The following is a 26,249-nucleotide window of genomic DNA, read 5'->3' on the forward strand; positions in this document are numbered from 1 at the left end:
AATAACATCATACTCGAATCGTCAAAAGCCAATACGCACGCCATCATTTAAAGGAGACAGGTATGCAGCGCGTCACAGTCACATTGGATGAAGAGTTGCTGAACGCAGTCGATGAGCTGATGCGCACGCATGGTTACCAGAACCGATCGGAAGCGATTCGTGATTTAACGCGCAGCGGCTTGAAGCAAGTCAAGGAGCAGGCGGTGCCCGAAGTGCCCTGCATGGGCGCGCTTGTGTATGTGTATGATCACGCCGCGCGGGATCTGTCCAGGCGCTTGACCCGCCACTCCCACGATCATCACGATCTGACACTTTCGACGCTGCACGTGCATATCGACCAGGATAGCTGTCTGGAAGTCGCCCTGTTGAAAGGCCAGGGCCAGGAGCTCAAGCGGTTTGCCGATGAAGTGACATCATCGCGCAGCGTGCGCCATGGCCAGCTTGTGCTGATTCCGGATGCCTGAAAGTTCAGCCGGTGTGCTGCAGATACAAAAAGGGCGACCCGCAGGCCGCCCCTCTCGATAAGCGTAAGCTGGGCTGGATTGGCCAGCTCGCGTTGGCAATCAGTGCTCAACGCCGCCTTCACCGTGCACATGGCCGTGCTCGGTTTCTTCCTGGCTAGCTTCGCGAACGCTTGCAATCTCAACATCGAAGTTGAGGTGCTCACCGGCCAGCGGATGGTTGCCGTCAACGATAACCGTATCGCCTTCAACACTTTTTACTGTAACCATCAGCGGACCGCCTTGCGTCTGGGCCTGGAACTGCATGCCCGGCTCGATACCTTCAACGCCTTGGAAGGCATCACGCGGTACTTCTTGAACCAGCTGTTCCTGAACTTCACCGTAACCCTCTTCAGGCGTTACTTTGACGTTCAGCTTGTCACCGGCTTCGCGGCCTTCCAGTTCTTTTTCCAGACCCGGAATGATGTTGCCCGCGCCATGGAGGTAGGTCAGCGGCTCACGGCCTTCAGAACTGTCTAGCACTTCACCTGCATCGTTAGTCAGAGTGTAGTGGAACGCGACAACCGAGTTTTGTGCAATTTGCATTAAATAACCTTTCGGTGAGTGCATGTCCCAACATGGTAACGCGTGAGGCGTGGCTTGTCAGGGGATAAGAGCAGTTTTTACGCGTATCCGTCTTTTGCGGTATTGCGCCTCAAGATGACCAGGGATACCCTACACCCACCACTTTTCCCTCTTTAAGACCCTAATTCATCGGAGTTTGCTATGACGATCTTTCTTATTTGGCTGATTGCGTTTGGTCTGATTGCCTATTTTGTCGACCAGCGCTGGAGTCGTGGCGTTAGCCAAGGTCTTGACCGGTGCTTGCCTAATGTATTGAAAAGCCATGGTGAAAACCGCTTTCTATGGATCATGACACTCGCCGTGTTAGGCGCGACTACATTGGTTTTCCCCGTAGAAATGCTGCTGGTCGTTATCCTGATGGCGTTAATTGGTCTTCTGGTAGTAAAGCTTGCCAATTGGGCCAGCACTCTTACCCATTAAGCGCATTTGAATACATGTTAAAAAGCCCGGCCATCGCAAGATAGCCGGGCTTTTTGATATAGATCACATCAATAAAATACGCTACAGCATTAAATTAATAGGGGGCAACGCTCAGGTTGCCGCCGCTACCAATCAATCGCACGCGCTGGCCAGCTTGGTATTGATGGTCAGCTCGTTGTACAACGACGACATCGGTGCCGTCGTCACGACGAATTTCCATTTCCAGGGCACTCACGCGGTTGGCGCGATCTTCCGCTGCTGAACCAGCCACCGAGCCACCCAAGGCGCCTGCAACAGTTGCCAACTGACGGCCTGAACCGCCACCTACCTGACTACCCAAAAGGCCGCCGATGATGGCGCCGCCGCCGGTGCCCAGCAGGCCTCCCGCACGGCTGTCAGCCTGGATTTGCACTGGGCGAATAGCCACGATGGTACCGTAAGCAACGCTTTGGCCAGTTTGCGCTTGATTGCCGCGGTACACATCACCCGAATAGGGCGACGTGTTGGCACACCCAGCTAAGGTCAGGATGCTTAACGCAGCAACAGGTAGTAAACGTTTCATTAAAACCTCCATGATATGGCAACTTAAAATAGCAGTGACAGGACGCTTCAATTACAGAACAGTGTTCGCTAAAAGATAGCTGAAGCTACTCGCTATGACCAGCACTTGATTAAAAAGGTCATAAATCAAAGGGCATAGTTGTAGTGTAGACAGGGAATAAGAAAACAGTGTGCACATATAACGATAAAAACCAGGAGCTCAAGAGCTCCTGGTAGGCAGAATTTTCCGATGGCTGAGTAGGGGGCGTTAGCCAAACTGGTTCATCGTATTATCCTTACCGCCTGCTTTAAGCGCGGCATCGCCGTGGAAGAACTCCTTATGGTCATCGCCGATATTGGAACCTGCCATATCCTGGTGCTTCACCGTAGCAATCCCTTGACGAATTTCTTCTCTCTGAACGCCGCGCACGTAGGCCAGCATTCCTTCCTCACCGAAGTAGCCTTTTGCCAGGTTGTCTGTGGAGAGCGCCGCTGTATGGTAAGTGGGCAGGGTGATCAGGTGGTGGAAAATGCCCGCCTCGCGCGATGAGTCACGCTGGAAGTTGCGCGTCCACTCATCTGCCAATTGGCCAAGCTCGGTCTTGTCGTACTCGACGCTCATCAGCTTATCGCGGCTATAGGCCGATACGTCCTTGCCTTCCTGTTCCCAAGCATCAAACACCTGCTGGCGGAAATTCAGTGTCCAGTTGAAGGAGGGCGAATTGTTATACACAAGCTTGGCGTCCGGGACTACTTCACGGATACGGTTGACCATGCTGGCAATCTGCCCAACGTGGGGTTTTTCGGTTTCGATCCACAAAAGATCCGCGCCGTTTTGCAAGCTGGTGATGCAGTCAAGGATGACGCGGTCTTCACCGGTGCCGGGCTTGAACTGGTAAAGGCCGGAAGCAAGGCGCTTAGGCTTGACCAGCTTGCCGCCTTGCTTGATGACCACGTCGCCATTATTGATATCAGCGGCATTCTCGATCACGTCGCCATCCAAGAAGCTGTTGTACTGATCGCCCAGGTCGCCCGGCTGGTGAGTCACCGCGATTTTCTGAGTCAGTCCGGCGCCTAGTGAGTCAGTTCGCGCAACGATGACGCCATCCTCCACGCCAAGCTCTAGGAACGCATAACGCACGGCGTTGATCTTGGCCAGAAAGTCTTCATGGGGAACCGTTACCTTGCCATCCTGGTGGCCGCACTGCTTCTCGTCGGATACCTGATTTTCCAGCTGGATGCAGCAAGCGCCGGCGAGGATGAATTTCTTGGCAAGCAGGTAGGTGGCTTCGGCGTTGCCAAAGCCTGCGTCAATATCGGCAATAATCGGCACGATATGGGTTTCATGGTTATCGATCTTGTCGATGATTTCCTGCTCTTTGGTCCTGTCGCCAGCAGCCTTGGCATCATCCAGCGCACGGAACAGATGGTTAAGCTCCCAGGTATCGGCCTGTTTCAGGAAGGTGTAAAGCTCTTCGATCAGGTTGGCGACCGAGGTTTTTTCATGCATGGACTGATCGGGCAGGGGCCCAAACTCGGAGCGCAGCGCGGCGACCATCCAACCTGAGAGATAGAGGTAGCGGCGTTTAGTGGTGCCGAAGTGTTTTTTGATTGAAATCAGTTTCTGCTGGCCAATAAAGCCGTGCCAGCAGCCTAGCGACTGGGTGTACTGTGCAGTATCGGCATCATAAGCGGCCATATCGTTACGCATGATCGTGGCGGTGTAGCGCGCAATATCCAATCCGGTATGAAAGCGGTTCTGGGCGCGCATACGAGCTGCGTATTCAGGTTTGATAGCCTCCCATTTTCCACTTTGCGCTTCGCGTAACTGGGCCATGGCTTTAATATCGTTGAGCAATCCGGTCATGAGATACCTCCAAGGTCGTAATAGCGGTTCGCAAGTGGGTTAATAGGTTTGCTGCGCTTGCGAAGTGTTTTTGGCATTGACCAACATAAAGCTGATAGTTGGCGACGTTATGAGCAGGCTCGCTGGCGCTGCAGTGCAATAACTATTGACGACAATAAGGGATCCAACAATTGACACTTGGGGGCAGACGGGGTTGTAGCTCGACGACAACGGCTTAGCAAAACGGCGGGTTTAGGTAGTCGTTTTTCGTCAGGTATATAAACAGAAGACAAAAAAACGCCGCCCTAAGGCGGCGCTCTGGCGTCGTCAGCTGGCTAGGCCAGAAGATAAATCGAGGCCAGCTACTCTGGGTCTTCCTCACCCATAAAGCCCAAACTGCCTGAATTGACCAGCTGGGTCAGCAAAGAGGCGGCGCCTTCAAGCTCAAGCACTTCTTCGTACATCGGCTCGGTGTCTGCCAGGCGTTTTGCAAGCGCCTCTGAGCAAACGTGGCCATCGCCATCGACAAACAGCGTGGTACCGCTTGTATCGCTGCGCCAGGCAAAGCGTGATCCGGGCATGTGGAAAAGCGGTTCACCCTCTTGCAGATGCGCTACCACTGCGGCTTCTTCCATGGATGTATCCAGCGGCACAACCTGATCCATGTACTTAGGCTGAGTCATCACACGGCCAAACCACTGGGCGATTTGCTCAGGGTTGTCGAGTGTGGCCAGCATGAACTGTCGCATACGCTCAATGGCCGCATCGTCAAGCTCGCCGGTCTGGCTAGCAGGCGCCATGCCTGCATCGCTGTAGCGCTGAGAGGCAGGCAGCTGTTCGCCCAGGTAGTCGGCGTAAGAGGTAATCGACTCGTCCGCAGACGGCGCCCTGAAGCCTACCGAAATGGTCATGCAGTCATCGGTCTGGCTAACGCCGTGATGCGCCCAACCCGGCGGCAGGTACAGCATGTCGCCAGGCGCCAACGTCCAGTCGGAATCGGGCTCGATCTCAAAGGTTTCCAGAATGCGCAGGTCAATGCCCTGAACGATTGGAGCATCGTCCGGCTGCTTGCCACCCAGCTGCCAGCGACGGTGGCCGCTGGCCTGTAGTAAAAAGACATCGTACTGGTCGATATGCGGACCCACACTACCGCCGGGAGGGGCGTAGCTGATCATGATATCGTCCAGCCGCCAGCGGGGCAGGAAATCAAACTCGTCCATCAGCGCGGCGATAGAGGGTACGTAGTGATCTACGGCCTGAACGAGCAGACTCCAGTGGCCCTCGGGCAGGCGTTCAAACGTTGCTTCATCAAACGGGCCGTGGGAAACCTGCCAGGCACTGTCCGGGCCTTTCTCTTCGACCAGGCGTGCTTCTACGCCGGGTTCGCAGGCAAGCCCGGCAAGCTCGTCGGGCTCGATGGGGCTGACAAAATCGGGGATAGCACCACGAATCAGCAGCGGCTTCTGTTGCCAGTAGTTGGCCAAAAAATCTGCAGGCGTGAGATCGCCCAGCAGGGTGAGTGGCTTATCGTGTTGGCGCATGGTGATATCCTAATTGAGTGGCCGTCGCGTTTGTGAAAACGCTTATGACAAGCTGCCAAGGCGTTGGGTAAGCGCTTCTGCCTGGGCTTGTGCATTACCAATATAGCTTGCCGGTGAAAGCTCTTTAAGCTCTGCTTTAACGTCATCCGGCAGTTCAAGGGTGTCGATAAAGGTAGCAAAGCCTACCTGATCGATCCGCTTGCCGCGTGTCAGTTCCTTGAGCTTTTCGTAGGGCTTTTCAATACCGTAACGGCGCATGACAGTCTGGATCGGCTCGGCGAGCACTTCCCAACTGTTATCTAGGTCCTCATTCAAGCGTTCAGGGTTGGCTTCCAGCTTGCTGATACCCTTGAGGCTGGCGTGATAGCCGATCAGACCATAAGCCAGGCCCACACCCAGGTTGCGCAGCACGGTAGAGTCGGTCAGGTCGCGCTGCCAGCGGGAAATTGGCAGTTTCTGCGCAAGATGGCCGAGTACCGCGTTGGCCAGCCCCAGGTTGCCTTCAGAGTTTTCAAAATCAATCGGGTTGACCTTGTGAGGCATGGTGGAGGAGCCAATTTCACCCTCTACCGTGCGCTGCTTGAAGTAACCCAGCGAAATATAGCCCCATACGTCGCGGTCATAATCGATCAGGATGGTATTGAAGCGGCAGATGGCATCGAACAGCTCGGCAATGTAGTCGTGGGGTTCGATCTGCGTGGTGTAGGGGTTGAAACCGAGGCCCAGGCCTTCGACGAAGGAGCGTGCATTGGCTTCCCAGTCGATATCCGGGTAGGTGGCCAGGTGGGCGTTGTAGTTGCCTACTGCACCGTTGATCTTGCCCAGAATTTTGACGCGCTCGATCTGCTTGAGCTGGCGCTTTAAGCGATACGCCACGTTGGCCATCTCTTTGCCCAGCGTCGTGGGGCTTGCGGTTTGGCCATGGGTGCGCGAAAGCATCGGCTGTGCCGCATGGGCAATGGCAAGCTTGGCCACTTCATCGGCCACTTCGTGCATGGTGGGCAGCAGCGCCTTGAGACCGTCGGCCAGCATAACGCCGTAAGAGAGGTTGTTGATGTCTTCAGAAGTGCACGCGAAGTGAATGAACTCGGTGACCGCATTCAATTCGGCGTTACCGGCAATCTTTTCCTTCAGAAAGTACTCAACGGCTTTTACATCATGGTTGGTGGTGCGCTCAATCTCCTTGATGCGCTCGGCGTCCTCAAGGGAGAAGTCACGAATCAGCTGCTCAAGAAAGGCGCCTGCCTCGGCGGAAAGAGGCGGCACTTCGACGATCTGGTCGTGCTCGGCCAGACGCTGTAGCCAGCGGACTTCCACAATGACACGGGCGCGGATCAGACCAAACTCGCTGAAATGTTCGCGCAGGGCTGCGGCTTTGGAGCCGTAGCGTCCGTCAACGGGGGAGAGAGCAGTCAAGGCGGAGAGTTGCATGGCGTCGTTTCCAAGTAGTTCGAGAGTAAGTGATTCAAGAGCAAAAGCAGTGAGAAAGCCTGAAGTGGCACGCTAAGCGGGCCTAGCCGAGGCTGTCCAGCGCGCGGCGCAGCGCCTTACGCTGAAAGACCAGTTTCCAGCGGCGCCCCCCTTGCTGGTGCCATAAAAGCCCGAAACGGATACCGGCCAGCAGGCAGGCCCGTACGCGCTCCGGCATCATGCGGCTTTGCAGTAAAGAGGGGTCGCCCTGTACCACAATGCGCGTTTTAAACGTTGAGATGGTCTTCTGGTAGGCTTCACCCAGGCTTGCAATCACGTTTTCATGCGTGGTGCCAAAGTGCTCTGCCTGTCCCTGAATACGGGTCAGGTGCTGGCCAAGGGAGTCCATCATGGCGTTGTTGGTGCGCAGCTTGTTCATGACCAGCAAAATTGTGAAACCGTAGCGCAGCACCACCGGGTTTGCCTGTTTGCGGCCCACCAGAGCTTCGAGAGTTTCAAGACCCCGGCGCAGGTTGTTGGGGTGGCCGCCATAAATCGCTTCGAAGCTTTCCGGGTTGGTATCTACGGTGGCTTCAATCAGGGTATCCCAGGCGCGGGTATCTACCTGGCCGGTGCGGGCCAGCTCATCGACCAGGCTTGCAGCTTGAAACACGCCCGCCAAGGCAAGCGCCTGGCGCATAGAGGGAGAGTCCGGGGCGCGATGAATCGGCGTTGGCGTATTCATGCGCCTGTCTCCGCGGCGTTCCAGGTGGCGCGGATAACGCCGCCGCCCAAACAGATATCGCCATCGTAAAGCACCAGCGATTGGCCAGGCGTGACCGCCCACTGCGGATCGTCGAACGTGACTTCAACACCACCATCGGGCAGGGTGCGCATTTCACAAGGGCAGTCGCTCTGGCGGTAGCGGGTCTTGGCGGTAAACCGGCCTGACTGAGCCGGCGGCTCGCCCGCCACCCAGTCCATGGCTTCGGTCGCCAGCGTGTCGGAATAGAGCAGTGGATGATGCTTGCCCTGCACAACGATCAACACGTTACGTTCAAGATCTTTGGCTGCCACGTACCAGGGCTCTTCCGAGTAGTTGGCAAGCCCGCCAATCCCCAGGCCCTGACGTTGGCCCAGAGTGTAGTACATCAACCCCATATGCTCGCCGATGGTATCGCCTTCAGGCGTTTCGATCGTGCCGGGCTGGGCAGGTAGGTACTGCTGTAAAAAATCGCGGAAACGGCGCTCACCGATAAAACAGATACCGGTGGAGTCTTTTTTCTTGGCGGTAATCAGGTCGTGCTGCTCGGCTAGGGCACGGACGGCCGGCTTTTCAAGCTCGCCAACGGGAAACAGCGTGCGGGCAATAGCCGCTTCGGGCACCGCGTGCAGGAAATAGCTCTGGTCCTTATTGCCATCCAGCCCTTTAAGCAGGCGTGGGCGAACATCGCTAGTGCCTTGGCGGACCCGTCCTTCACGAACATAGTGGCCGGTGGCGATTTTCTCGGCGCCCAGCATTTCCGCATACTCGAGGAACACCTTGAACTTGATTTCCCGGTTGCACAGGATGTCGGGATTGGGCGTGCGCCCGGCCTTGTACTCTTCCAGGAAATGCTCGAACACATTATCCCAGTACTCGGCGGCAAAGTTGGCTGTATGCAGCTTGATACCCAGCTTGGCACATACTGCCTCGGCGTCGGCAAGGTCTTCCTTGGCCGTGCAGTATTCAGTACCGTCGTCTTCGTCCCAATTTTTCATGAACAGGCCTTCCACCTCGTATCCTTGCTGCTGCAGGATCAAGGCGGAAACAGACGAATCGACGCCACCCGACATGCCGACAATCACTTTGCCGGCTGCGGATGACTCGGTGATGGGTGAGCCATTGGTGGATGTCATTGGCATCCTCGGTTGAAGTGGTATGCAATTGGGCGGTGATTATACACGATGGGGGGTTGGTGCTTCGAGTGCTTCACTCTTGAATGACGTTCAATGGATAGCAGCGTTCGCTGACAGCGTCCTCAATGCGCTTGAGTACCAGCGGGCTTCTTAAACGGTTTTCGGCATTCAAGGCGCGGATTTCGTCAAGCGTCAGCCAGTGTGTCGCGACAATATCGGCATCTAACGGCGTGTCGAGAAAGCTCGCCGGTTCGGCTAAAAAACCGTGGCTATGAAAGGTTTGCCCGCCGGGGGCGTGAAAAACATACAGCCCCAGGTAGCCGGTGAGCGTGACACGCCAGGCGGTCTCTTCCTCTACCTCGCGAAGAACGGCGGCCATGGGCCCTTCGCCGGCTTCGACATGCCCGGCCGGCTGATTGAATACCGTTTTGGGGCCGCCCTTGGCTTCTTCTACCAATAAAAACCGGTTATCCCGCTGAATGACGCAGGCGGCTGTACTGTGAATGGCGATGCTTCGGGTAGTGCTCATGAGGTCTTCCTGTGGCGAGATACGGCCGGTTTGCCCGAGCGCCTGGTACTTTGCGCTTGGCGTGGGGCGTGCAGGGTTTCCTTGCGCCACTGGCCGAGTTGCAGGTCGCCCAGTTGCCAGGGGCCGATCGAGGCGCGAATCAACCTGAGTGTGGGAAACCCTACGTGGGCGGTCATGCGGCGTACCTGGCGGTTGCGCCCTTCGCTGATGGTAAGTTCAAGCCATGAAGTAGAGGGGTGGCGTTTCGGGTCTATGGCAGGCTCACGAGGGGCTAGAGCTGGCGGTCCTATCAACCGCGCCTTGGCAGGGCGGGTAGGGCCGTCTTTCAAGGTAATACCGGTGCGCAGCGCGTTGAGCGCCTTGTCATCAATCTGGCCTTCCAGTTGCACCCAGTACGTTTTGGGCTGCTTGTGACGTGGGTGAGCGATACGGTGAATAAGCGCGCCGTCATCGCTGAGTAACAGAAGGCCTTCAGAGTCATAATCAAGCCGGCCGGCCGCATAAACACCGGGTACATCAATAACGTCGGCCAGGGTTGCCCGCCCCTCGGTATCCGTGAACTGGGAGAGCATGCGGTAGGGTTTGTGCAGTAAATATAGGCTGCTCATAAAGTCTCTTACATCTTGCGCCGGATTTGTCGACAATCTCTCATGCGGTTAAAGTGCAGCGCTGGTATACTCCTGCGTGACCGCTGGAGTCGTCGTCAACACCACCGAAGTGATAGTAAAGCAGCGCGTTAGCTGCTTAGTGCGCTTCGCGGCACGGGCTATCGTCGAATGAGCCGCGTAGCTTAGGATTTTATAACTAAAGCGACAGAGAAAAGAGGTTAACGCAAAAATGTCCCAAACGCCGAAGATCATTTACACGCTTACCGACGAAGCCCCTGCGCTCGCGACATATTCCCTGTTACCGATTATTGATGCCTTTACAGACTCTGCCGGTATTGAAGTCGAGACTCGCGACATTTCCCTGGCGGCGCGCGTGCTGGCCCAGTTCCCTGACCTGCTTAACGACGAGCAGCGTGTCAGCGATGACCTGGCCGAACTTGGCAAGCTTGCCACCACGCCTGAAGCCAATATTATCAAGCTGCCCAATATCAGCGCCTCCGGCCCGCAGTTGAAGGCCACGATCAAAGAGCTTCAAGGCCAGGGCTACCCGCTGCCGGACTACCCGGAAGAGCCTAAAAACGACGAAGAAAAAGCCATCAAAGCGGCTTACGACAAAGCCAAGGGCAGCGCCGTTAACCCGGTGCTGCGTGAAGGTAACTCTGACCGCCGTGCGCCCAAGTCGGTCAAGAACTACGCCCGTAAATACCCGCACCGCATGGGTGAGTGGAGCAGCGACTCCCAGTCCCACGTGGCTCACATGAGCGAAGGCGACTTTTACGGCAGTGAGCAGTCCACCGTTATCGAGAAAGCCGGCAAGCTAAAGATTGAGCTCCAGCAAAAAGATGGCACTACTACCGTCTTGAAGGAAGGCCTGGCCGTTCTCGAAGGCGAAGTGATTGATGCAGCCTGCATGAGCAGCCGTCGCCTGCGCAGCTTTATCGACAGTGAAATCAGCGATGCCAAAGCGCGCAACGTGCTGTTCTCTCTGCACCTGAAAGCCACCATGATGAAGGTTTCCGACCCCATCATGTTCGGCATCGTGGTTGAAGAGTTCTACAAGAGTGCGCTTGAAAAGCATGCAGATGCGCTTAAAGCCGCTGGTTTCAACCCCAATAGCGGTATCGGCGATCTCTACAGCGCGATTGAGTCGCTGCCAAGTGACCAGCAGGAAGCAATCAAAAACGATATCGACGCGCTTTACCAAGAGCGTCCACCCTTGGCGATGGTCAACTCCCACAAGGGAATCACCAATCTGCACGTGCCAAGTGATGTGATTATCGACGCTTCCATGCCGGCGATGATTCGTGACTCCGGCAAGATGTGGGGCGCTGACGATCAGCTTCACGATACCAAAGCCGTTATCCCGGATCGCTGCTACGCAACCATCTACCAAGCGGTTATCGAAGATTGCAAAAAGCACGGTGCGTTTGATCCGACCACCATGGGCAGCGTGCCGAATGTGGGCCTGATGGCACAGAAAGCCGAAGAGTATGGCTCTCACGATAAAACCTTTCAGATCGCTGCCGACGGTACCGTGGTAGTGAGTGATGAGAACGGCAATACGCTGTTCAGTCATGACGTTGAAGCGGGTGATATCTGGCGTATGTGCCAGACCAAGGACGCGCCGATTCAGGATTGGGTGAAGCTTGCCGTTACCCGCGCGCGTGAAAGTGGCGTTCCCGCTATCTTCTGGCTGGACGCTAACCGTGCCCACGATGCACAGCTGATCAAAAAGGTAGAAACGTACCTTAAAGACCACGATACCAACGGTCTGGATATTCGCATTCTGGCGCCGGTAGACGCCATGGCGGTATCGCTTGAGCGTATTCGCAAGGGCGAAGACACCATTTCGGTCACCGGCAACGTGCTGCGCGATTACCTCACTGACCTGTTCCCGATCATGGAACTGGGCACCAGTGCGAAGATGCTATCTATTGTTCCGCTCATGAACGGTGGTGGCCTCTTTGAAACCGGCGCAGGCGGTAGCGCACCCAAGCACGTTCAGCAGTTCCTGGAAGAGAACCACCTACGTTGGGATTCTCTGGGTGAATTCCTGGCGCTTGCAGCTTCTCTTGAGCATCTAGGCAGCACGTTCGGCAATGCACGTGCCACAGTGCTTGCCAAAACGCTGGATGAAGCCAACGGCAAGTTCCTGGACAGCAACAAGTCTCCTTCACGCAAAGTGGGCGAGCTTGATAACCGCGGCAGCCATTTCTACCTGGCCCTTTACTGGGCACAAGCACTGGCCGCACAAAATGATGACGCCGAACTGAAATCACTGTTCGCCCGCCTGGCAGAAAAATTGAAAGCCAATGAAGAGACCATCGTTGCTGAACTCAATGATGTTCAAGGGAAGGCCGTTGATATTCAGGGCTATTTCCGTCCGAACGGCGAATTGGCAAGTCAGGCAATGCGCCCCAGCAAAACACTGAATGAAGCCCTGGCCATGGTTGCCAAGGGCTAACGTCGCATCGCCTTGGGCTACCGGGGCGTTGTAGCATAACCCTCGTCCCTGTAATGGGCGGGGGTTTTTTGACTTTTGCGGTATGCTATTTTTAGTACCGTGTGAACCCTTGTAGAACTTGAGCGTCATAGCTATTGACTGGTCACTATTGCGGGTTGCAATTGCTGAGTAGCACAGGCTGGGTCGTTCCTGAGTCTTTGAGATAACCAACAGTGCAATCTATGTCCAAGTTAGCGTTTGAGGTAACAGCGGCTTCCCATGGGATGGCCGGTATGACACGACCTGATATGCCCGATGATGGGGATACTGCCGTTCAGCAGGCTAAGCCCGAGCTGGCGCAGCCGCCTCTATATAAGGTCGTGTTACATAATGACGATTACACACCCATGGATTTTGTCATTGAGGTGCTGCAAGAATTTTTCAGTATGGACAGCGAGAAGGCTGTTCAGATAATGCTTGCTGTACATACCCAGGGTAAGGCGACCTGTGGCATTTTCACTCGCGATATCGCAGAAACGAAAAGTCATCAGGTAAATGAATACGCCCGTGAATGCGAGCATCCGCTGATGAGTGATATTGAGGCTGCAAATTAACAGCATTGATAAAAATTTGTCAGCGAAGGCTTGCAACCCTGCCATTTGTACCCGATGTTGAAAGTACCGGTCGATTAAACTGATCCGACGCAAGTCCTAGGGGGCGATACGCCCTAGGTAGTAGCTAAAAGGGGACTGCCATGCTGAGCAAAGAACTTGAACTGACCCTGAACACGGCCTTTACCGTGGCCCGCTCAAAGCGCCACGAGTTCATGACGGTTGAACACCTGCTGCTGGCGTTGCTGGACAATGCCTCGGCAGTGGATGTGTTAAAGGCGTGTGGGGCAAACCTCGACAAGCTGCGATCCGATCTGCAGGATTTTATCAATTCGACCACACCGTTGATTCCTGAAGGCCATGGGGATCGTGAAACGCAGCCTACGCTCGGTTTTCAGCGTGTGCTGCAGCGTGCGGTGTTCCACGTTCAATCGTCGGGAAAAAGTGAAGTTACCGGCGCCAACGTGCTTGTCGCTATTTTTTCTGAACAGGAAAGCCAAGCGGTCTATTTCCTCAAGCAGCAAAGCGTTGCTCGAGTAGATGCCGTCAACTACATCGCCCACGGTATTTCCAAGGTGGCAGGCCATGGTCCGTCACAATCAACCTCCTCCCAAGAGGGTGAGGATGTTGAAGAGGGCGCGACTGAAGGCGGCACACATCCGCTTAACGGATACGCCACCAACCTTAACGAGCAGGCACGGCTAGGCAAGATCGACCCCTTGATTGGGCGTGATCATGAGCTTGAGCGCGTGGTACAGATTCTCGCTCGGCGGCGTAAAAACAACCCGCTGTTGGTTGGCGAAGCTGGCGTAGGTAAAACCGCCGTAGCAGAAGGGCTTGCCAAGCGTATTGTTGAAGAAGATGTACCCGATGTCATTGCGGATGCAGTTGTGTATTCGCTGGATATGGGCGCCTTGCTTGCTGGCACCAAGTACCGCGGCGATTTTGAAAAGCGTCTGAAAAGCCTTTTAGGCGAGCTGCGTAAACAGCCAAATGCAGTACTGTTTATTGATGAAATCCACACCGTCATCGGCGCGGGTGCGGCCTCAGGTGGGGTAATGGATGCGTCCAACCTTCTGAAACCGCTGCTCTCTTCAGGCGAGTTGCGGTGTATTGGTTCGACGACTTTCCAGGAATTCCGCGGTATTTTTGAAAAGGATCGCGCGCTCGCGCGTCGTTTCCAGAAGGTGGATGTGCTGGCGCCGTCCGTTGACGACACCATCAAGATTCTCAAAGGTCTGCGTTCGCGCTTTGAAGAGCATCACGAACTCAAGTACACCGATGGGGCACTTGAGAGCGCGGCGCGTCTGGCCGATCGTTATATCAACGACCGCCATCTGCCCGACAAGGCGATTGATGTGATCGATGAAGCGGGCGCTCACCAGCGTCTATTGCCGCCGGAAGTGCGTGCTAACACCATTGATGTTGAGCAGGTGGAAGCCATTGTGGCGTCCATTGCGCGTATTCCGCCGAAGAGCGTTTCAAGCTCTGACCGTAAGCTGCTTGAGAAGCTTGACCGCGATCTGAAGATGCTGGTATTTGGACAGAACGAGGCAATCGACACGCTTTCAGCTGCTATCAAGCTGTCGCGTGCCGGACTCAAGTCGCCGGATAAGCCGGTGGGTAGTTTCCTGTTTGCTGGGCCTACCGGGGTGGGTAAAACCGAAGTGGCCAAGCAGCTTGCCCATATCATGGGTATCGAGCTTGTACGCTTTGACATGTCCGAGTACATGGAGCGTCACACCGTATCACGCTTGATTGGTGCACCTCCTGGCTACGTTGGTTACGATCAGGGCGGCCTGCTGACTGAAGCCGTTACCAAGCAGCCCCACTGCGTGTTGCTGCTGGATGAAATCGAAAAGGCGCACCCGGAAGTCTTTAACCTGTTGCTACAGGTCATGGACCATGGCCGCTTGACCGACAATAACGGGCGTGAAGCCGATTTCCGCCACGTGATCCTGATCATGACGTCTAACGCGGGCGCTGAGCAGGCATCACGTCGCTCGATCGGCTTCCAGAATCAGGATCATTCGACGGATGCCATGGAAGTCATTCGGCGGACCTTCTCGCCGGAATTCCGCAACCGCTTGGATGGCATCATTCAGTTCCATGCGCTGCCGACGTCAGTCGTGCGTAACGTCGTCGACAAGTTCCTGATCGAGCTGCAAGCGCAGCTGGATGAGAAGCGCGTGCAACTGGATGTCGACGATACCGCGCGGGACTGGCTGGCCGAGAAGGGCTACGACCCGGACATGGGTGCTCGCCCCATGGCGCGCCTGATTCAGGAGAAACTCAAGAAGCCGCTTGCTGAAATGATTCTGTTTGGCGAGCTGGCGGATAATGGCGGGATTGTGCATGTCAGTCTGGAGGAGGGGGAGTTGCATCTCTCCACCGAGACTGAAATGGCGGATGCGCCCTGAAAAGGGCGCTAAGATCGCCTTGATGCGTAGCGCCTAAACATGCAGTAGATTGCCACAGCGCCCTGTCTTCGACGGGGCGTTGTCGTATACAGGTGATGGCACCGACTGCTGACTAGCTGAATAGGCGTTATAAAGGCTTAGCGCGAGCGGTAGACAATACGGCCTTTGGACAGGTCGTACGGTGTCAGTTCCACTTTCACCTTGTCACCGGTCAGGATGCGGATGTAGTTTTTACGCATTTTTCCAGAGATATGCGCAGTAACAACGTGGCCGTTTTCAAGCTCAACACGGAACATGGTGTTGGGAAGGGTATCAACAATCACGCCTTCCATTTCAATATGATCTTCGCGTGCCATATAGGCAGATCCTCACTTATTTAACGTAGTTAGCAAACCAAAACCGTTTCAGGATTCAAGTGCCAGATCGCTGGCCCATAAGAAACAGCGCTATATTGTGCCGTAAGCCCGTCGTCAAGGCAAAAAAGCTGGCCCAATTTACGCATATTAGCGAATCAGCGGCCGCCAATGCCCCCCATCCAACAGCTCAGTAGGCGAAAAATCCTGCTTGTAGCGCATTTTACGACACTCCTCTATCCAATATCCCAGATAGAGATGCGGCAGGGATTTTTCAACACAGAGTTCAATCAGCTTGAGCACCGCCAGTGTGCCCAACGAGCGTCTATCCAGCGTATCGCCAACTCCAAAGAAGGTATAGATGGCGGATAGGCCGTGCTCCAGCTGATCGAACGCCGATACAGCCACCAGCTCTTCACCCAGGTACATCTCCAACAGGTAGGCATAGGGCTCTGACAGGGTTAAAAAGGTCTGGTACTGTTCGCGGCTAGGCGGGTACATATCGCCGTCAGCATGGCGTTGACGAATATACTCTGCGTAAAGCGCATAATGGCGTGCTTCATAGCGCGCAGGCACGATACGCGTGGTAATGTCCGCATTACGTCGCCAGACCTTGCGTTGCGAGCGGTTGGCAGTGAACTGCTCAACCGGAATGCGTACAGAGCGGCAGGCGTTGCAGTTTTCGCAATGCGGTCGATACAGATGCCGTCCGCTTCGCCTGAAGCCAAGCAGGGATAGCGAATCATAGACGCCGCGGCCAGGTGACTCCTGTGGATCCAGAAAAAGCGTTGTTGCCTCTTTATGGGGTAGATAGCTGCAGATATGCGGCACGGTAAGAAAAAAGCGCAGATCCCGCACTGGCCCACGAGGAGCATTACTACTCACAGCTTTCCTCCCGTATAACGTAGCTTAACAGCGTAATTTAAACCTACCAGCGTACAGAATTACCCTTGCTGGGTATGGCGCTTAACCAGGGTGATGCCGGCACTTGGGGAGCTTCATCGGATGATGAGACACCAAATGCCTTTTCAGGCAGCCACTGTTCAAGATAGTTGATGAACGTCTCGCGAGCGACTGTTGTTGCCCCAAGGCTTGCCAAGTGCGGTGTATGCATCTGGCAATCTATCAGCTTGCCGCAATGAGCCTGCATGGCGCCTGCCAGATGGGCGAGGGCTACCTTGGAAGCATCCGGCACATTTGAGAACATGGACTCGCCAAAAAACACCGGCCCCATAGCCAGGCCATAGAGACCACCTACCAGTTGGCCCGCTTGGTGTACCTCGATACTATGTGCAATACCTAGACGATTGAGCGTGACGTAGGCATTGTACATCTCATCGGTGATCCACGTGCCGATGTCTTCGGCTCGTGGTGCGGCACACGCATTAATTACGTGCTCAAAATGTTGATTCAGGGTAACGTCAAATCCCCCATTACGTAGCCGTTTTGCTAAGCTACGGCGCAGCTTGAACTGCTCAGGGCGAAGCACCATGCGCGGATCAGGACTCCACCATAAAATGGGATCGTCATCGCTGTACCATGGGAAAATTCCGCGTCGGTACGCTTCCACCAACCAGGGCGGTGAAAGGTCGCCACCGGCGGCCAGCAGGCCATTGGGCGAATCCAGCGCAATGGCGGTAGACGGAAATGTGGGATATGGCGATGAAAGCCAGGGTAGCATTATTTGCTCCTGTTACTGAGCACTTGATGAGAAGCTCTGTGACGGCGGAAGGATGCTCGGTATGATGCAAACTCGCAAGTAGATTAAAGACGCCATTGAGGTGTAAGGGGAGAATCGCTTGAAAGTGAACAAGGCGGTAGACAAGCGAACGCAGCGTAATTCGCGTCAAGCACCATCTTCGGCCTCTTCTGCGCGGGTAAAAGCCGCGAAAGATAAAGCGCGCCGGTTTGGCCTGCGTTTACAGGGCTCGGTGCGTGAAGGCGTAGTGGTAGTACTGCTGGCGCTGTGTGTATTTTTATTATTAGCACTATTTAGCTACCACCCGGAAGACCCCGGCTGGTCCTATCAGGGGCCAGAAACCGATGTGCGTAACTGGATGGGGCCGGTCGGCGCCTGGCTGGCTGACGTTCTCTATTCTCTTTTGGGGGCAAGCGCACTTTGGTGGCCGGGCATGTTTGGTTTTGCCGCCTGGTGGCTGATGCGCTCGCGTCAGGTACGTTTTGAACTTGACCCGGTGGCCATCGCCGTGCACGCCGGTGGTCTGGTGCTGCTGATGTTCGGCACTACCATGCTAGGGGCGCTGCATTTTTATCATCCCAACAGCATCTTGCCCTATGCCTCGGGCGGCATTCTGGGTGAAGGATTGGTTGGCACCTTAAAACCGCTGGTCAGTAGCGGTGGGGTAGGCTTGATTGCGGCGGCTCTGATCCTGATCGGGTTTCCCCTGTTTAGCGGCATGTCGTGGTTACAAGTGGCGGACGAAGTGGGCCGGCGTCTTTGCCGTGTGGGCAGCTGGTTTAGCGCGCGTCGGGAAAAAAGCCGGGAGAAACGTCGTGAGCGCGCTGCGCTGCGAGCGTCTTTGAAGCCTGCCCCCAAGGCGGAAGAGCCTCCTCGTGCGCCAAATCCCAAACGCGACAAGAACCGTGCGCGCCGCGAACCTGAGTTCTCTGCATCGGCTGTCGAATCAACTGATACGTCTATTCCCTGGGAAGATACCAACCTGTCTGATGAGGCGTTGGCGGATAAAGCGGCGCCTAATAAAAAGCCGGTTGACGACGCAGGCGTCGATGAAGCGCCACTCAATGAAGCACCAGTGCAGCCAGCCGTAGCGGTTGCGCCAGCTGACCCAGAACCCAAGCCGGTGACTGCTGCGCCAAGCGCGCAAGCGCCTGATGTTCAGGCCCTGGTAATACCTGAGCCTGAGGTTGCACCTGAATCCGAGATTGCGCCTGAAAAAGCTCTGCGTGCGGACGCCTTCTCAGCGCGCGTTCATGATGAACAAGCGACACCTGCTACGCCGCTATACACTCAGGATACCCCGACGGAACCGGTCGCCCAAACCCAGCCGCCGCGTGAACCTGTCGAGGAGAAGTCCTTTGCCGCTGAAGCGTCGCCGGTATCTGAAGCATCAACTTCAAGGGCTGTGGAAGATGAAAAGGCCGCCACGCAGGATGACGCGCCACTCAGCCTGCGCGCTTCTCGCGAAGAGGATGCCGCTTTCCCTATGGCGCCACATTTCTTTGCCCAGGAAGAGGCTGACGCCGAGCAGGATGAGTCAGGCAGCGAGCTGGACGACGAATGGCAGGATGAGCGCGCCCAGGAACTTGAGCGCCAGGAGTGGCACAGCGAAGAGCCTGCCGTTCAGGCGGAAAAGCCGCTTCGCCCTGAGCCGACGCTTAGCCCAACGGTCATCGCTGAACCCGCTACCTCGCGTGAGCCTTCGCTGGATACTGAGCCACGTTATGCCCCTAGATCTGAGCGCGTACCCGAAGTAGTCCCCGAGCCGGTTTGGGAAGATGACGAAGCTGAATTGCCCGTGCAGGTGACAGCACCCACGCCTTTATCTCAGTCCCAAGCTCACGCTCAGTCTCGCGCTCAGTCTCAACTACACCAGCCACAGCCGGTAAGCGCCGCTCGCCATGAGCCGACCTTCTCGGCGGATGATGTGGCTAATGAAGCCGACAGCGGGCCTACGCTCTGGACCGTTGAGCACCTGCAGAATCAGCGCCCGGTGTTTGAAACCCTGCCTGAGCCTGAAGGCGAGGTGCCGAGCCTACAGCTGTTGACCCCGGCCGAGCCGCATCAGCCCAACTACACAGAAGAGCAGCTTGCCGACATGGCCGAGCTTCTTGAAGTGCGGCTGCGCGAATATGGCGTGAAGGCGGAAGTGGTGGATACCTGGCCCGGGCCGGTCATCACGCGTTTTGAAATCAAGCCCGCAGCAGGCGTCAAGGCCTCCAAGATCAGCAATCTGGCGAAAGACCTGGCACGCTCGCTGATGGTGAAAAGCGTGCGTGTGGTTGAGGTCATTCCCGGACGCCCGACCGTGGGGATCGAGATTCCCAACCCGCACCGGGCAATGATTCGCCTGCGTGAAGTCATCGACTCCGAGAGGTTTCAGCAGGAAACCTCACCACTGACCATGGCACTTGGCCAGGATATTGGCGGTGGCCCGGTGATTGCCAACCTGGGCAAGATGCCTCATCTCCTGGTGGCCGGTACCACAGGGTCGGGCAAGTCGGTGGGCGTTAACGCGATGCTGATCTCAATGCTGCTCAAGGCCAAGCCCGATGAGCTCAAGCTCATCATGGTGGACCCCAAGATGCTGGAGCTCTCGGTCTACGACGGTATCCCGCACCTGCTGGCGCCGGTAGTGACCGACATGAAAGAGGCCGCCAACAGCCTGCGCTGGTGTGTAGCTGAGATGGAGCGCCGCTACAAGCTGATGGCCGCCATGGGCGTGCGTAATATCGCGGGCTTTAACGGCCGGCTTGACGAGGCCGAACGAGCAGGCGCTCAGGTGGCTGACCCGTTGTGGGAGCCGCAGCCTTGGGAAATGCACCAAACACCCCCGATACTCGAAAAACTGCCCTATATCGTGGTGGTGATCGACGAGTTTGCCGACATGTTCATGATTGTCGGTAAAAAAGTGGAAGAGCTGATTGCCCGCCTGGCGCAAAAGGCGCGGGCTGCAGGTATACATCTGATCTTGGCAACTCAGCGCCCCTCGGTGGATGTCGTGACCGGTCTGATCAAGGCCAACATCCCATCACGCATGGCGTTTCAAGTGTCATCGCGAATCGACTCGCGCACCATTCTTGACCAGGGTGGCGCCGAAAGTTTGCTGGGCCACGGCGACATGCTCTATCTGCCAGCAGGCTCAGGGCCACCCAACCGTGTGCATGGCGCCTTTGTGGATGATGATGAAGTGCACCGTGTTGTGGATGATTGGAAGCGCCGCGGTGAGCCTGAGTACATTGAGGAGATTCTCTCAGGTGGGGTATCGGCCGATGCCTTGGCCGGCCTTGAAGCTGAGGGTAGCGATGGGGACGATGCCGAACAGGATGCGCTCTACGATGAGGCTGTTCAGTTTGTGACGGAAACCCGCAAAGCCTCCATTTCGGCGGTACAGCGACGTTTCAAGATCGGCTACAACCGTGCGGCGCGTCTGGTGGATGCCATGGAAATGGCAGGCGTTGTGTCTTCAATGGGCACCAATGGGGCGCGAGAGGTACTGGCACCGCCGGCAGCGGGTCACTAAACGCCTGTACGAATCATGCAATAAGCGTGAAAGTCGCGCCGCGGGTGAAACCCCGCGGCGCGTTTCGCGTCTGAAGGACCACATGGATGTTGTTAACGATCCTCAGCTATTTTTTGGCAACGTATGTCTATTCAATCTGACAGCGTATGTCTAGGGAGAACACTATGCGCGATACGCAAACTCTGCTTTCTTCACCCCTGTCTCTGGCGGCAGCGGCACTTGGATTAACCTTTGCTACCCCTGTCTTGGCTAATGATGCCGCCGAGCGCTTGACCGAACGACTTGAACCGCTGGAAAGCTATCAGGCTACGTTTGAGCAGAGAATTCTGGACGGTAGCGGCGAGCGTCTGCAAAGTGCCACTGGCGAAATGTGGCTCTCGCGCCCTGGCATGCTGCGCTGGGAAGTGGAAGCGCCTTACTCTCAGATCGTGGTATCCGACGGCAGCGACGTTTACCTCTATGATCCAGATCTTGAGCAGGTAACCGTACAGCCCATGGATGACCGCGTCACCCACACGCCTGCGCTGCTGCTTTCCGGCAATATCGGCGATCTGTCCAGTAGCTACGATGTGGTTTACGATCAGGAAAATGGCGAAGACGTGTTTACCCTGATCCCAAGCTCCGCCGATACCCTGTTTGAAGAGCTGAGCATGGTATTTGATAACGATACCCTGACCCAGCTTTGGATGATGGACAGCACCGGCCAACGTACGTTGATCACGTTTAGCGATATTACCCAGAACGGCTCGATCAACCGCAGCCTGTTCAACTTCGATATTCCTGAGGGCACCGATGTTATTCGGGAAGAGTTTTAGTGGTGAATAGTGAGTGGTGAACAGTGAATGGAGAGCGGCGGTCAGTTGATATCGCTCGCCACCGTAACCATCAGGCGCCCTAGGGCGCCTGATCTGCTTCTTGGTCAAGGTTTTCCCGCCACGCCATTATCTCGCCAAAGCGTTTTTCCTGGCCAAACGGGCTGGGTTCAAAAAAGCGTGTCTTGGGTAGCTTTTCCGGCCAGCAGTCATGTGCGCTGCCGGCTGGGTAGCCGTCGGGCTCCTTATGTGCGTAGCGGTAGCCCTCGCCGTGGCCCAATTGCTCCATCAGCTTGGTGGGGGCGTTGCGCAGGTAGGTGGGCACGTCTACTTGGGGTTGCTGACGCACGTACTGCTTGGCGGCATTCCAGGCACGGTCGATCCGGTTGCTCTTGGGTGCCACGGCCAAGTGGATGGCCGCATGGGCAATCGCCCGCTGACCTTCGTAGTCGCCCAGGCGCAGGTAAGCGTCCCACGCGGCAATCACTAGCGGCAGGGCGCGCGGGTCGGCGTTTCCGACATCTTCCGAGGCAATCGCGGTTAGCCTGCGCACAACATCCAATGGGTCGCCGCCACCCTGTAGAAAGCGCGCCATATACAGCAAGGCGGCGTCAGGGCGTGATGAGCGGATGGATTTGTGAATGGCTGAAAGCAGGTCGTAGTAAGCGTCGCCCTGCTTATCAAATGCGCTTGCCTGATGGCCGATAACATCCGCAAGAACGGATGCGCGCAGCACTTCCTGGCCATTTTCGACCTCGGTAAAGTCGCAGGCGGTTTCCAGTAGGCCTAGCGCCCGCCGGGCGTCTCCTGCGCTGGCGTGAGCCAGTGCGCCGAGAACGTCGTCTTCAACCTTTATGTCCCGCTTGCCAAGGCCGCGCTCGGCATCGCCAAGTGCTTGACGCATGACGCTAATCAGCTCGTCTTCCGAAAGCGCCTTGAGCACATAGACCCGCGCACGCGACAGCAAGGCGGAGTTGACCTCAAATGACGGGTTCTCGGTAGTCGCACCGATCAACGTTAGCAGGCCCGACTCTACGTGAGGTAGCAGGGCATCCTGCTGGCTCTTGTTTAACCGGTGTATCTCATCCAGAAAAAGAATGACCTGCGAAGTGTGCTGCTGGGCACGCTCGACTACCGCGCGTATCTCTTTAACGCCTGCCATTACCGCGCTTAAGTGCTCAAGGTGGGCGTTAGATGCCTTAGCAAGCAGCTCAGCCAAGGTGGTTTTGCCGACACCGGGAGGACCCCATAAAAGCATCGAGCGGATTTGACCCGCTTCCGCCATGCGCCGAAGCGGTTTGCCCGGCCCTACCAATGCTTCCTGGCCAACGTAGTCATCAAGTGCTTGCGGACGCATTCGATACGCCAGAGGAGCGTCGTCGCTGGGTGTCCGCTGTGAGTCAAAAAGGTCCATGTAAACTTCCGTTGTAAATCGAGACGTTGAGCAACAAAGTAACCACAAGTGTGTATGGTAAACGGCGTATTGTCAGGCTACCTTTTGCAGAGTCCTTAAAAATATCCTCTTATAACCTGACAAAAATTGTCTATTCAAAAAAAGGTTGTATTAAAAAAGACCCTTTCAAAAGCTATGGGCTTGCTAGAGTAATAGTGAAAGGGCATGGTGAAACACGGCCGTGGCGATGTTAATAGAACTTAGTGATGGAGCTGGATCAGACAAACAGCGCCATACAAAGGCGTCAACACAGCGTCATCGACTGAATCACATAATCTGGCATTAGTGTAGTGATGCGCCCATATGATTGCTTACCCGCATCACCCTAAGGAAGGCGGCCAGCACGACCCATAAAGGAGACGGCACGATGTTAAACCAACTGCGTCTAGATCATGCCAACATGGCGCGAATGCTCCATGTCTTGCAGCTTAAGCACAAGACCCTGGCTCAAGGCGAGCGACCCAATTTTCAGCTGATGCGCGAAGTGGTGGATTACATCCTGTCCTACATGGAAGGTTTTGCCGCGCCTCTAGAGCGTATCTGTGTCGACCGCTTGGAAACCCAAGCGCCCGAGCATCTCGAACTCATGGAGAAAATGGCCAGCGACTACCTTGAGCTCAAGCCGCGCCTTCAGCAGCTTTCAGATAATATCGATATGATTCTGATGGACAGCGTCCTGCCCATGGATCGCTTTGCCGAAGACTTAAAGGATTATCTGAACGCGCACCGGGCGTATCTTCGCCAGGAGCGTGAAGGCCTCTTCCCGCTTATCGATCAATATTTCACCCAGGAAGACATGCAGGAGTTGCTGCAAGCGCTGCCGGAAGGCGCCGAGCAGGAGCTTGAACGCCTGCAGCTGGCTTACCCGGAGCTTTACGCCGAGCTGCGCGGGGCGGAGGTACCCGTGGTTTAGCCTGGAGCGTGTTCCTTCAGCAGCGAGCGGGGCGTGTTAAACTAGCGCCCCGTGGAAGAGCGGCTGAAGGAGAAACAGGTGCACTTATCAAAGCAAAAGGCGAAGGGGCAGTAATGGCAGGCCCCGTGCTGATTTTTGACTCCGGCGTGGGCGGGCTTTCCGTGGCCCGGTCGCTGCGCCAGTATTACCCTGAAACAGCCATGTGCTACGCCTGCGATAACGCGTGGATGCCTTATGGGCTGCGCGATGACGTCACGCTTTCGGCGCGTATCGTGGCCGTTTGCCAGGCCGCTGTACAGGCCTGTCAGCCAAGTGTTCTGGTTGTTGCCTGCAATACCGCCAGTACACTTGCACTCGATAGCCTGAGAAAGGCGCTTGTGATTCCCGTGGTCGGCACGGTCCCTGCCATCAAACCCGCCGCTGCCATCAGCCAAACGCGCCATATTGGCCTGCTGGCTACCCGGGCTACCGTGGGTAGACCCTACACCCAAAAGCTGATCGAGAGCTTTGCCAGTGACTGTATCATTACCCGAGTCGCGGCAGATGCACTGGTGCTGGAAGCCGAGGCGCTGCTTGGCGGCATTTCTCCTAACAGTGAACGCATTCAGCAGGCTCTGGCGCCCCTTTGGCAAACGAAGGACTCCCAGCCTCCCGTGGATACCGTTGTGCTGGGCTGCACCCACTTTCCCCTGCTGAAACCCTGGCTTGAAGCGCTTGCCCCAACGCCTGTGAGCTGGATTGATTCCGGCGATGCCATCGCCCGACGTGTAGGCCAGATCGCGCCGGCGTTAAAAAACGGGCAGGATGGCCGCTTTTTCACGACAGCATCTGCTGAGGCACTGGGCAAGGGCTTCGCGCAGTATGGCTTTTGCACACCAGGTCGGTTGGAGCTAGGCGCCTAGTGCACGCCTTTTCCGACTGAACTGATACCCATATTGATACCTTTATTGAAAGAGGAGCCGACTTGGCCATCCCCGATATTCAACCCGAACGTTATAACGAGCAGCTGGCCCAAAAACGCGCTTACCTGGAAAGCACCTTTGCGCCGTTCAACCCGCCAGCGCTTGAAGTGTTCGAGTCACCACCGAGCCACTATCGCCAGCGCTGCGAGTTTCGGATATGGCATGAAGGTGATGACCTCTTCTATGCAATGTTTGAGGTAAACCCCGCCAACCCTAAAGAAAAACAGGTGGTGCGCCTGGATCAGTTTGCCGTGGCCAGCGAATCGATCAATGCGCTGATGCCGCGCCTGCGTGAGGCCTTTCTGAAAAGCGACGAGTTGCGTCGTCGGCTGTTTCAGGTCGAATTTCTGACCACGCTTTCAGGCGAAGCGCTGGTTACGTTGATTTACCACCGCCCGTTAGGAGAAGCCTGGGAGCAAGAGGCCCGCGCCCTTGAAGCCGAGCTTGGCATCATGATCATTGGCCGCTCGCGCAAGCAGCGCCTGGTGCTTACCCGCGACCACGTGTGGGAGCAGCTCACGGTCGACGGAAGAACGCTTGATTACCAGCAAGTTGAAAATAGCTTTACCCAGCCGAATGCGCATATCTGTCAGAAAATGCTGGGCTGGGCGCGTGAAGTCACCGCCGGCCGCCAAAAGGAAGATCTGGTCGAGCTTTACTGTGGCAACGGCAACTTCACCATTGCGCTGGCGGATAATTTTCGCCGTGTGCTGGCAACGGAAATATCGCGCACGTCGGTTGCTAGCGCCAACGTGAATCTGGAAGCTAATAAAGTAACCAACGCCTATATCGCACGGATGTCAGCCGAGGAGTTTGCCCTGGCACTTAAAGGGGAAAAGGGCGGGCGGCGCGTTGCCGAAATGGCGCTGGATGATTACCGTTTTTCCACGGTGCTGGTTGACCCGCCCCGGGCGGGGCTGGATGAGCAGAGCTGCCAGCAAATCAGCGAATATGATCAAATCGTCTATATTTCATGCAACCCGGCAACGCTTGCCGAAAATCTGCAAGTGCTTGGCAAGACGCATCGGATAGAGCGGTTTGCGTTATTTGACCAGTTTCCTTTCACCGACCATTGTGAATGTGGTGTATGGCTCACGCGGCGCGAGATTGGTCAAGAGGGCGCATAATGCGAAAGTGGCATACTCCATGAGAAACATGCCAGATGAATAGAGTGGCGGCCAT

The 26,249-nt window shown here is 56.0% G+C and carries 23 protein-coding genes; 10 read left to right on the forward strand and 13 right to left on the reverse strand.

The features are described from left to right. Nucleotides 1-62: 62 nt before the first annotated feature. Nucleotides 63-464 (forward strand): nickel-responsive transcriptional regulator NikR, encoded by a 402-nt coding sequence (nikR, locus tag ELY25_RS11110; RefSeq protein ID WP_126951346.1) that lies wholly within the window; start codon nucleotides 63-65, stop codon nucleotides 462-464. Nucleotides 465-563: 99 nt separating this feature from the next. On the opposite strand, the gene ELY25_RS11115 is transcribed toward nikR, so the two are convergent. Beyond that, nucleotides 564-1,046, reverse strand: a complete 483-nt coding sequence (locus ELY25_RS11115; protein WP_126951347.1) for an FKBP-type peptidyl-prolyl cis-trans isomerase — start codon at nucleotides 1,044-1,046, stop codon at nucleotides 564-566. Nucleotides 1,047-1,226: 180 nt separating this feature from the next. On the opposite strand from ELY25_RS11115, the gene ELY25_RS11120 reads away from it, so the two are divergent. Continuing rightward, nucleotides 1,227-1,505: a hypothetical protein gene (locus tag ELY25_RS11120; RefSeq protein ID WP_126951348.1), complete on the forward strand. Its 279-nt coding sequence runs from the start codon at nucleotides 1,227-1,229 to the stop codon at nucleotides 1,503-1,505. 94 nt (nucleotides 1,506-1,599) lie between these two features. On the opposite strand, the gene ELY25_RS11125 is transcribed toward ELY25_RS11120, so the two are convergent. The 8 genes from ELY25_RS11125 to ELY25_RS11160 form a co-directional block, all read right to left on the reverse strand. Further along, nucleotides 1,600-2,067, reverse strand: a complete 468-nt coding sequence (locus tag ELY25_RS11125; protein WP_126951349.1) for an outer membrane lipoprotein — start codon at nucleotides 2,065-2,067, stop codon at nucleotides 1,600-1,602. A gap of 246 nt (nucleotides 2,068-2,313) precedes the next feature. Next, nucleotides 2,314-3,912: an isocitrate lyase gene (locus tag ELY25_RS11130; RefSeq protein ID WP_126951350.1), complete on the reverse strand. Its 1,599-nt coding sequence runs from the start codon at nucleotides 3,910-3,912 to the stop codon at nucleotides 2,314-2,316. Nucleotides 3,913-4,253: 341 nt separating this feature from the next. Next, nucleotides 4,254-5,432 (reverse strand): cupin domain-containing protein, encoded by a 1,179-nt coding sequence (locus tag ELY25_RS11135; RefSeq protein WP_126951351.1) that lies wholly within the window; start codon nucleotides 5,430-5,432, stop codon nucleotides 4,254-4,256. Between the two features lie 42 nt (nucleotides 5,433-5,474). Beyond that, nucleotides 5,475-6,863, reverse strand: coding sequence for an adenylosuccinate lyase (gene purB, locus ELY25_RS11140; protein ID WP_126951352.1), 1,389 nt, complete (start codon nucleotides 6,861-6,863; stop codon nucleotides 5,475-5,477). An 82-nt stretch (nucleotides 6,864-6,945) separates the two neighbouring features. Next, nucleotides 6,946-7,587 (reverse strand): high frequency lysogenization protein HflD, encoded by a 642-nt coding sequence (hflD, locus tag ELY25_RS11145; protein ID WP_126951353.1) that lies wholly within the window; start codon nucleotides 7,585-7,587, stop codon nucleotides 6,946-6,948. Beyond that, entirely contained in the window at nucleotides 7,584-8,741 is a 1,158-nt protein-coding gene (mnmA, locus tag ELY25_RS11150) for a tRNA 2-thiouridine(34) synthase MnmA (protein WP_126951354.1), read from the reverse strand. Before mnmA ends, hflD begins: the two co-directional genes overlap by 4 nt. Nucleotides 8,742-8,814: 73 nt before the next feature. Continuing rightward, nucleotides 8,815-9,270: an NUDIX hydrolase gene (locus ELY25_RS11155; protein WP_126951355.1), complete on the reverse strand. Its 456-nt coding sequence runs from the start codon at nucleotides 9,268-9,270 to the stop codon at nucleotides 8,815-8,817. Beyond that, entirely contained in the window at nucleotides 9,267-9,878 is a 612-nt protein-coding gene (locus tag ELY25_RS11160) for a pseudouridine synthase (RefSeq protein WP_126951356.1), read from the reverse strand. The genes ELY25_RS11155 and ELY25_RS11160 overlap by 4 nt, the downstream gene beginning before the upstream one ends. Nucleotides 9,879-10,107: 229 nt before the next feature. Here ELY25_RS11160 and ELY25_RS11165 point away from each other — a divergent pair, with 229 nt between their 5' ends. The 3 genes from ELY25_RS11165 (at nucleotide 10,108) to clpA (ending at nucleotide 15,352) form a co-directional block, all read left to right on the forward strand. Then, the gene (locus ELY25_RS11165) at nucleotides 10,108-12,342 is read left to right on the forward strand and encodes an NADP-dependent isocitrate dehydrogenase (protein ID WP_126951357.1); all 2,235 of its coding nucleotides are present in this window, start codon (nucleotides 10,108-10,110) and stop codon (nucleotides 12,340-12,342) included. 287 nt (nucleotides 12,343-12,629) lie between these two features. Further along, nucleotides 12,630-12,935: an ATP-dependent Clp protease adapter ClpS gene (gene clpS, locus ELY25_RS11170; RefSeq protein WP_126951391.1), complete on the forward strand. Its 306-nt coding sequence runs from the start codon at nucleotides 12,630-12,632 to the stop codon at nucleotides 12,933-12,935. 140 nt (nucleotides 12,936-13,075) lie between these two features. Next, nucleotides 13,076-15,352 carry an ATP-dependent Clp protease ATP-binding subunit ClpA gene (gene clpA, locus ELY25_RS11175; protein WP_126951358.1) on the forward strand — a complete coding sequence of 759 codons (2,277 nt, stop codon included), beginning with the start codon at nucleotides 13,076-13,078 and terminating at the stop codon, nucleotides 15,350-15,352. Between the two features lie 137 nt (nucleotides 15,353-15,489). On the opposite strand, the gene infA is transcribed toward clpA, so the two are convergent. The 3 genes from infA to aat form a co-directional block, all read right to left on the reverse strand. Then, complete coding sequence (gene infA / locus ELY25_RS11180) at nucleotides 15,490-15,708, reverse strand: translation initiation factor IF-1 (protein WP_007111068.1); 219 nt, start codon at nucleotides 15,706-15,708, stop codon at nucleotides 15,490-15,492. 147 nt (nucleotides 15,709-15,855) lie between these two features. Further along, entirely contained in the window at nucleotides 15,856-16,590 is a 735-nt protein-coding gene (locus ELY25_RS11185) for an arginyltransferase (RefSeq protein WP_126951359.1), read from the reverse strand. Between the two features lie 43 nt (nucleotides 16,591-16,633). Then, the gene (gene aat, locus ELY25_RS11190; protein WP_126951360.1) at nucleotides 16,634-17,386 is read right to left on the reverse strand and encodes a leucyl/phenylalanyl-tRNA--protein transferase; all 753 of its coding nucleotides are present in this window, start codon (nucleotides 17,384-17,386) and stop codon (nucleotides 16,634-16,636) included. Between the two features lie 118 nt (nucleotides 17,387-17,504). Between aat and ELY25_RS11195 the strand changes: the two genes are divergently transcribed. After that, nucleotides 17,505-20,927, forward strand: a complete 3,423-nt coding sequence (locus ELY25_RS11195) for a DNA translocase FtsK (protein ID WP_126951361.1) — start codon at nucleotides 17,505-17,507, stop codon at nucleotides 20,925-20,927. 164 nt (nucleotides 20,928-21,091) lie between these two features. After that, nucleotides 21,092-21,742 carry an outer membrane lipoprotein periplasmic chaperone LolA gene (gene lolA, locus ELY25_RS11200; RefSeq protein ID WP_126951362.1) on the forward strand — a complete coding sequence of 217 codons (651 nt, stop codon included), beginning with the start codon at nucleotides 21,092-21,094 and terminating at the stop codon, nucleotides 21,740-21,742. Between the two features lie 79 nt (nucleotides 21,743-21,821). Here lolA and ELY25_RS11205 read toward each other — a convergent pair whose 3' ends face one another. Continuing rightward, complete coding sequence (locus ELY25_RS11205) at nucleotides 21,822-23,153, reverse strand: replication-associated recombination protein A (protein WP_126951363.1); 1,332 nt, start codon at nucleotides 23,151-23,153, stop codon at nucleotides 21,822-21,824. Nucleotides 23,154-23,559: 406 nt separating this feature from the next. Between ELY25_RS11205 and ELY25_RS11210 the strand changes: the two genes are divergently transcribed. From ELY25_RS11210 to trmA, 3 genes are all read left to right on the forward strand, one after another. Further along, nucleotides 23,560-24,105, forward strand: coding sequence for a hemerythrin domain-containing protein (locus ELY25_RS11210; RefSeq protein WP_126951364.1), 546 nt, complete (start codon nucleotides 23,560-23,562; stop codon nucleotides 24,103-24,105). A gap of 113 nt (nucleotides 24,106-24,218) precedes the next feature. Beyond that, nucleotides 24,219-25,007 carry a glutamate racemase gene (murI, locus tag ELY25_RS11215; protein ID WP_126951365.1) on the forward strand — a complete coding sequence of 263 codons (789 nt, stop codon included), beginning with the start codon at nucleotides 24,219-24,221 and terminating at the stop codon, nucleotides 25,005-25,007. 62 nt (nucleotides 25,008-25,069) lie between these two features. After that, on the forward strand, nucleotides 25,070-26,194 hold the full coding sequence (trmA, locus tag ELY25_RS11220) for a tRNA (uridine(54)-C5)-methyltransferase TrmA (RefSeq protein WP_126951366.1): 1,125 nt from the start codon (nucleotides 25,070-25,072) through the stop codon (nucleotides 26,192-26,194). Nucleotides 26,195-26,249 lie beyond the last annotated feature (55 nt).

It is taken from the genome of Vreelandella populi, from assembly GCF_003989825.1.
GTDB classification, from domain to species: Bacteria; Pseudomonadota; Gammaproteobacteria; order Pseudomonadales; family Halomonadaceae; genus Vreelandella; species Vreelandella populi.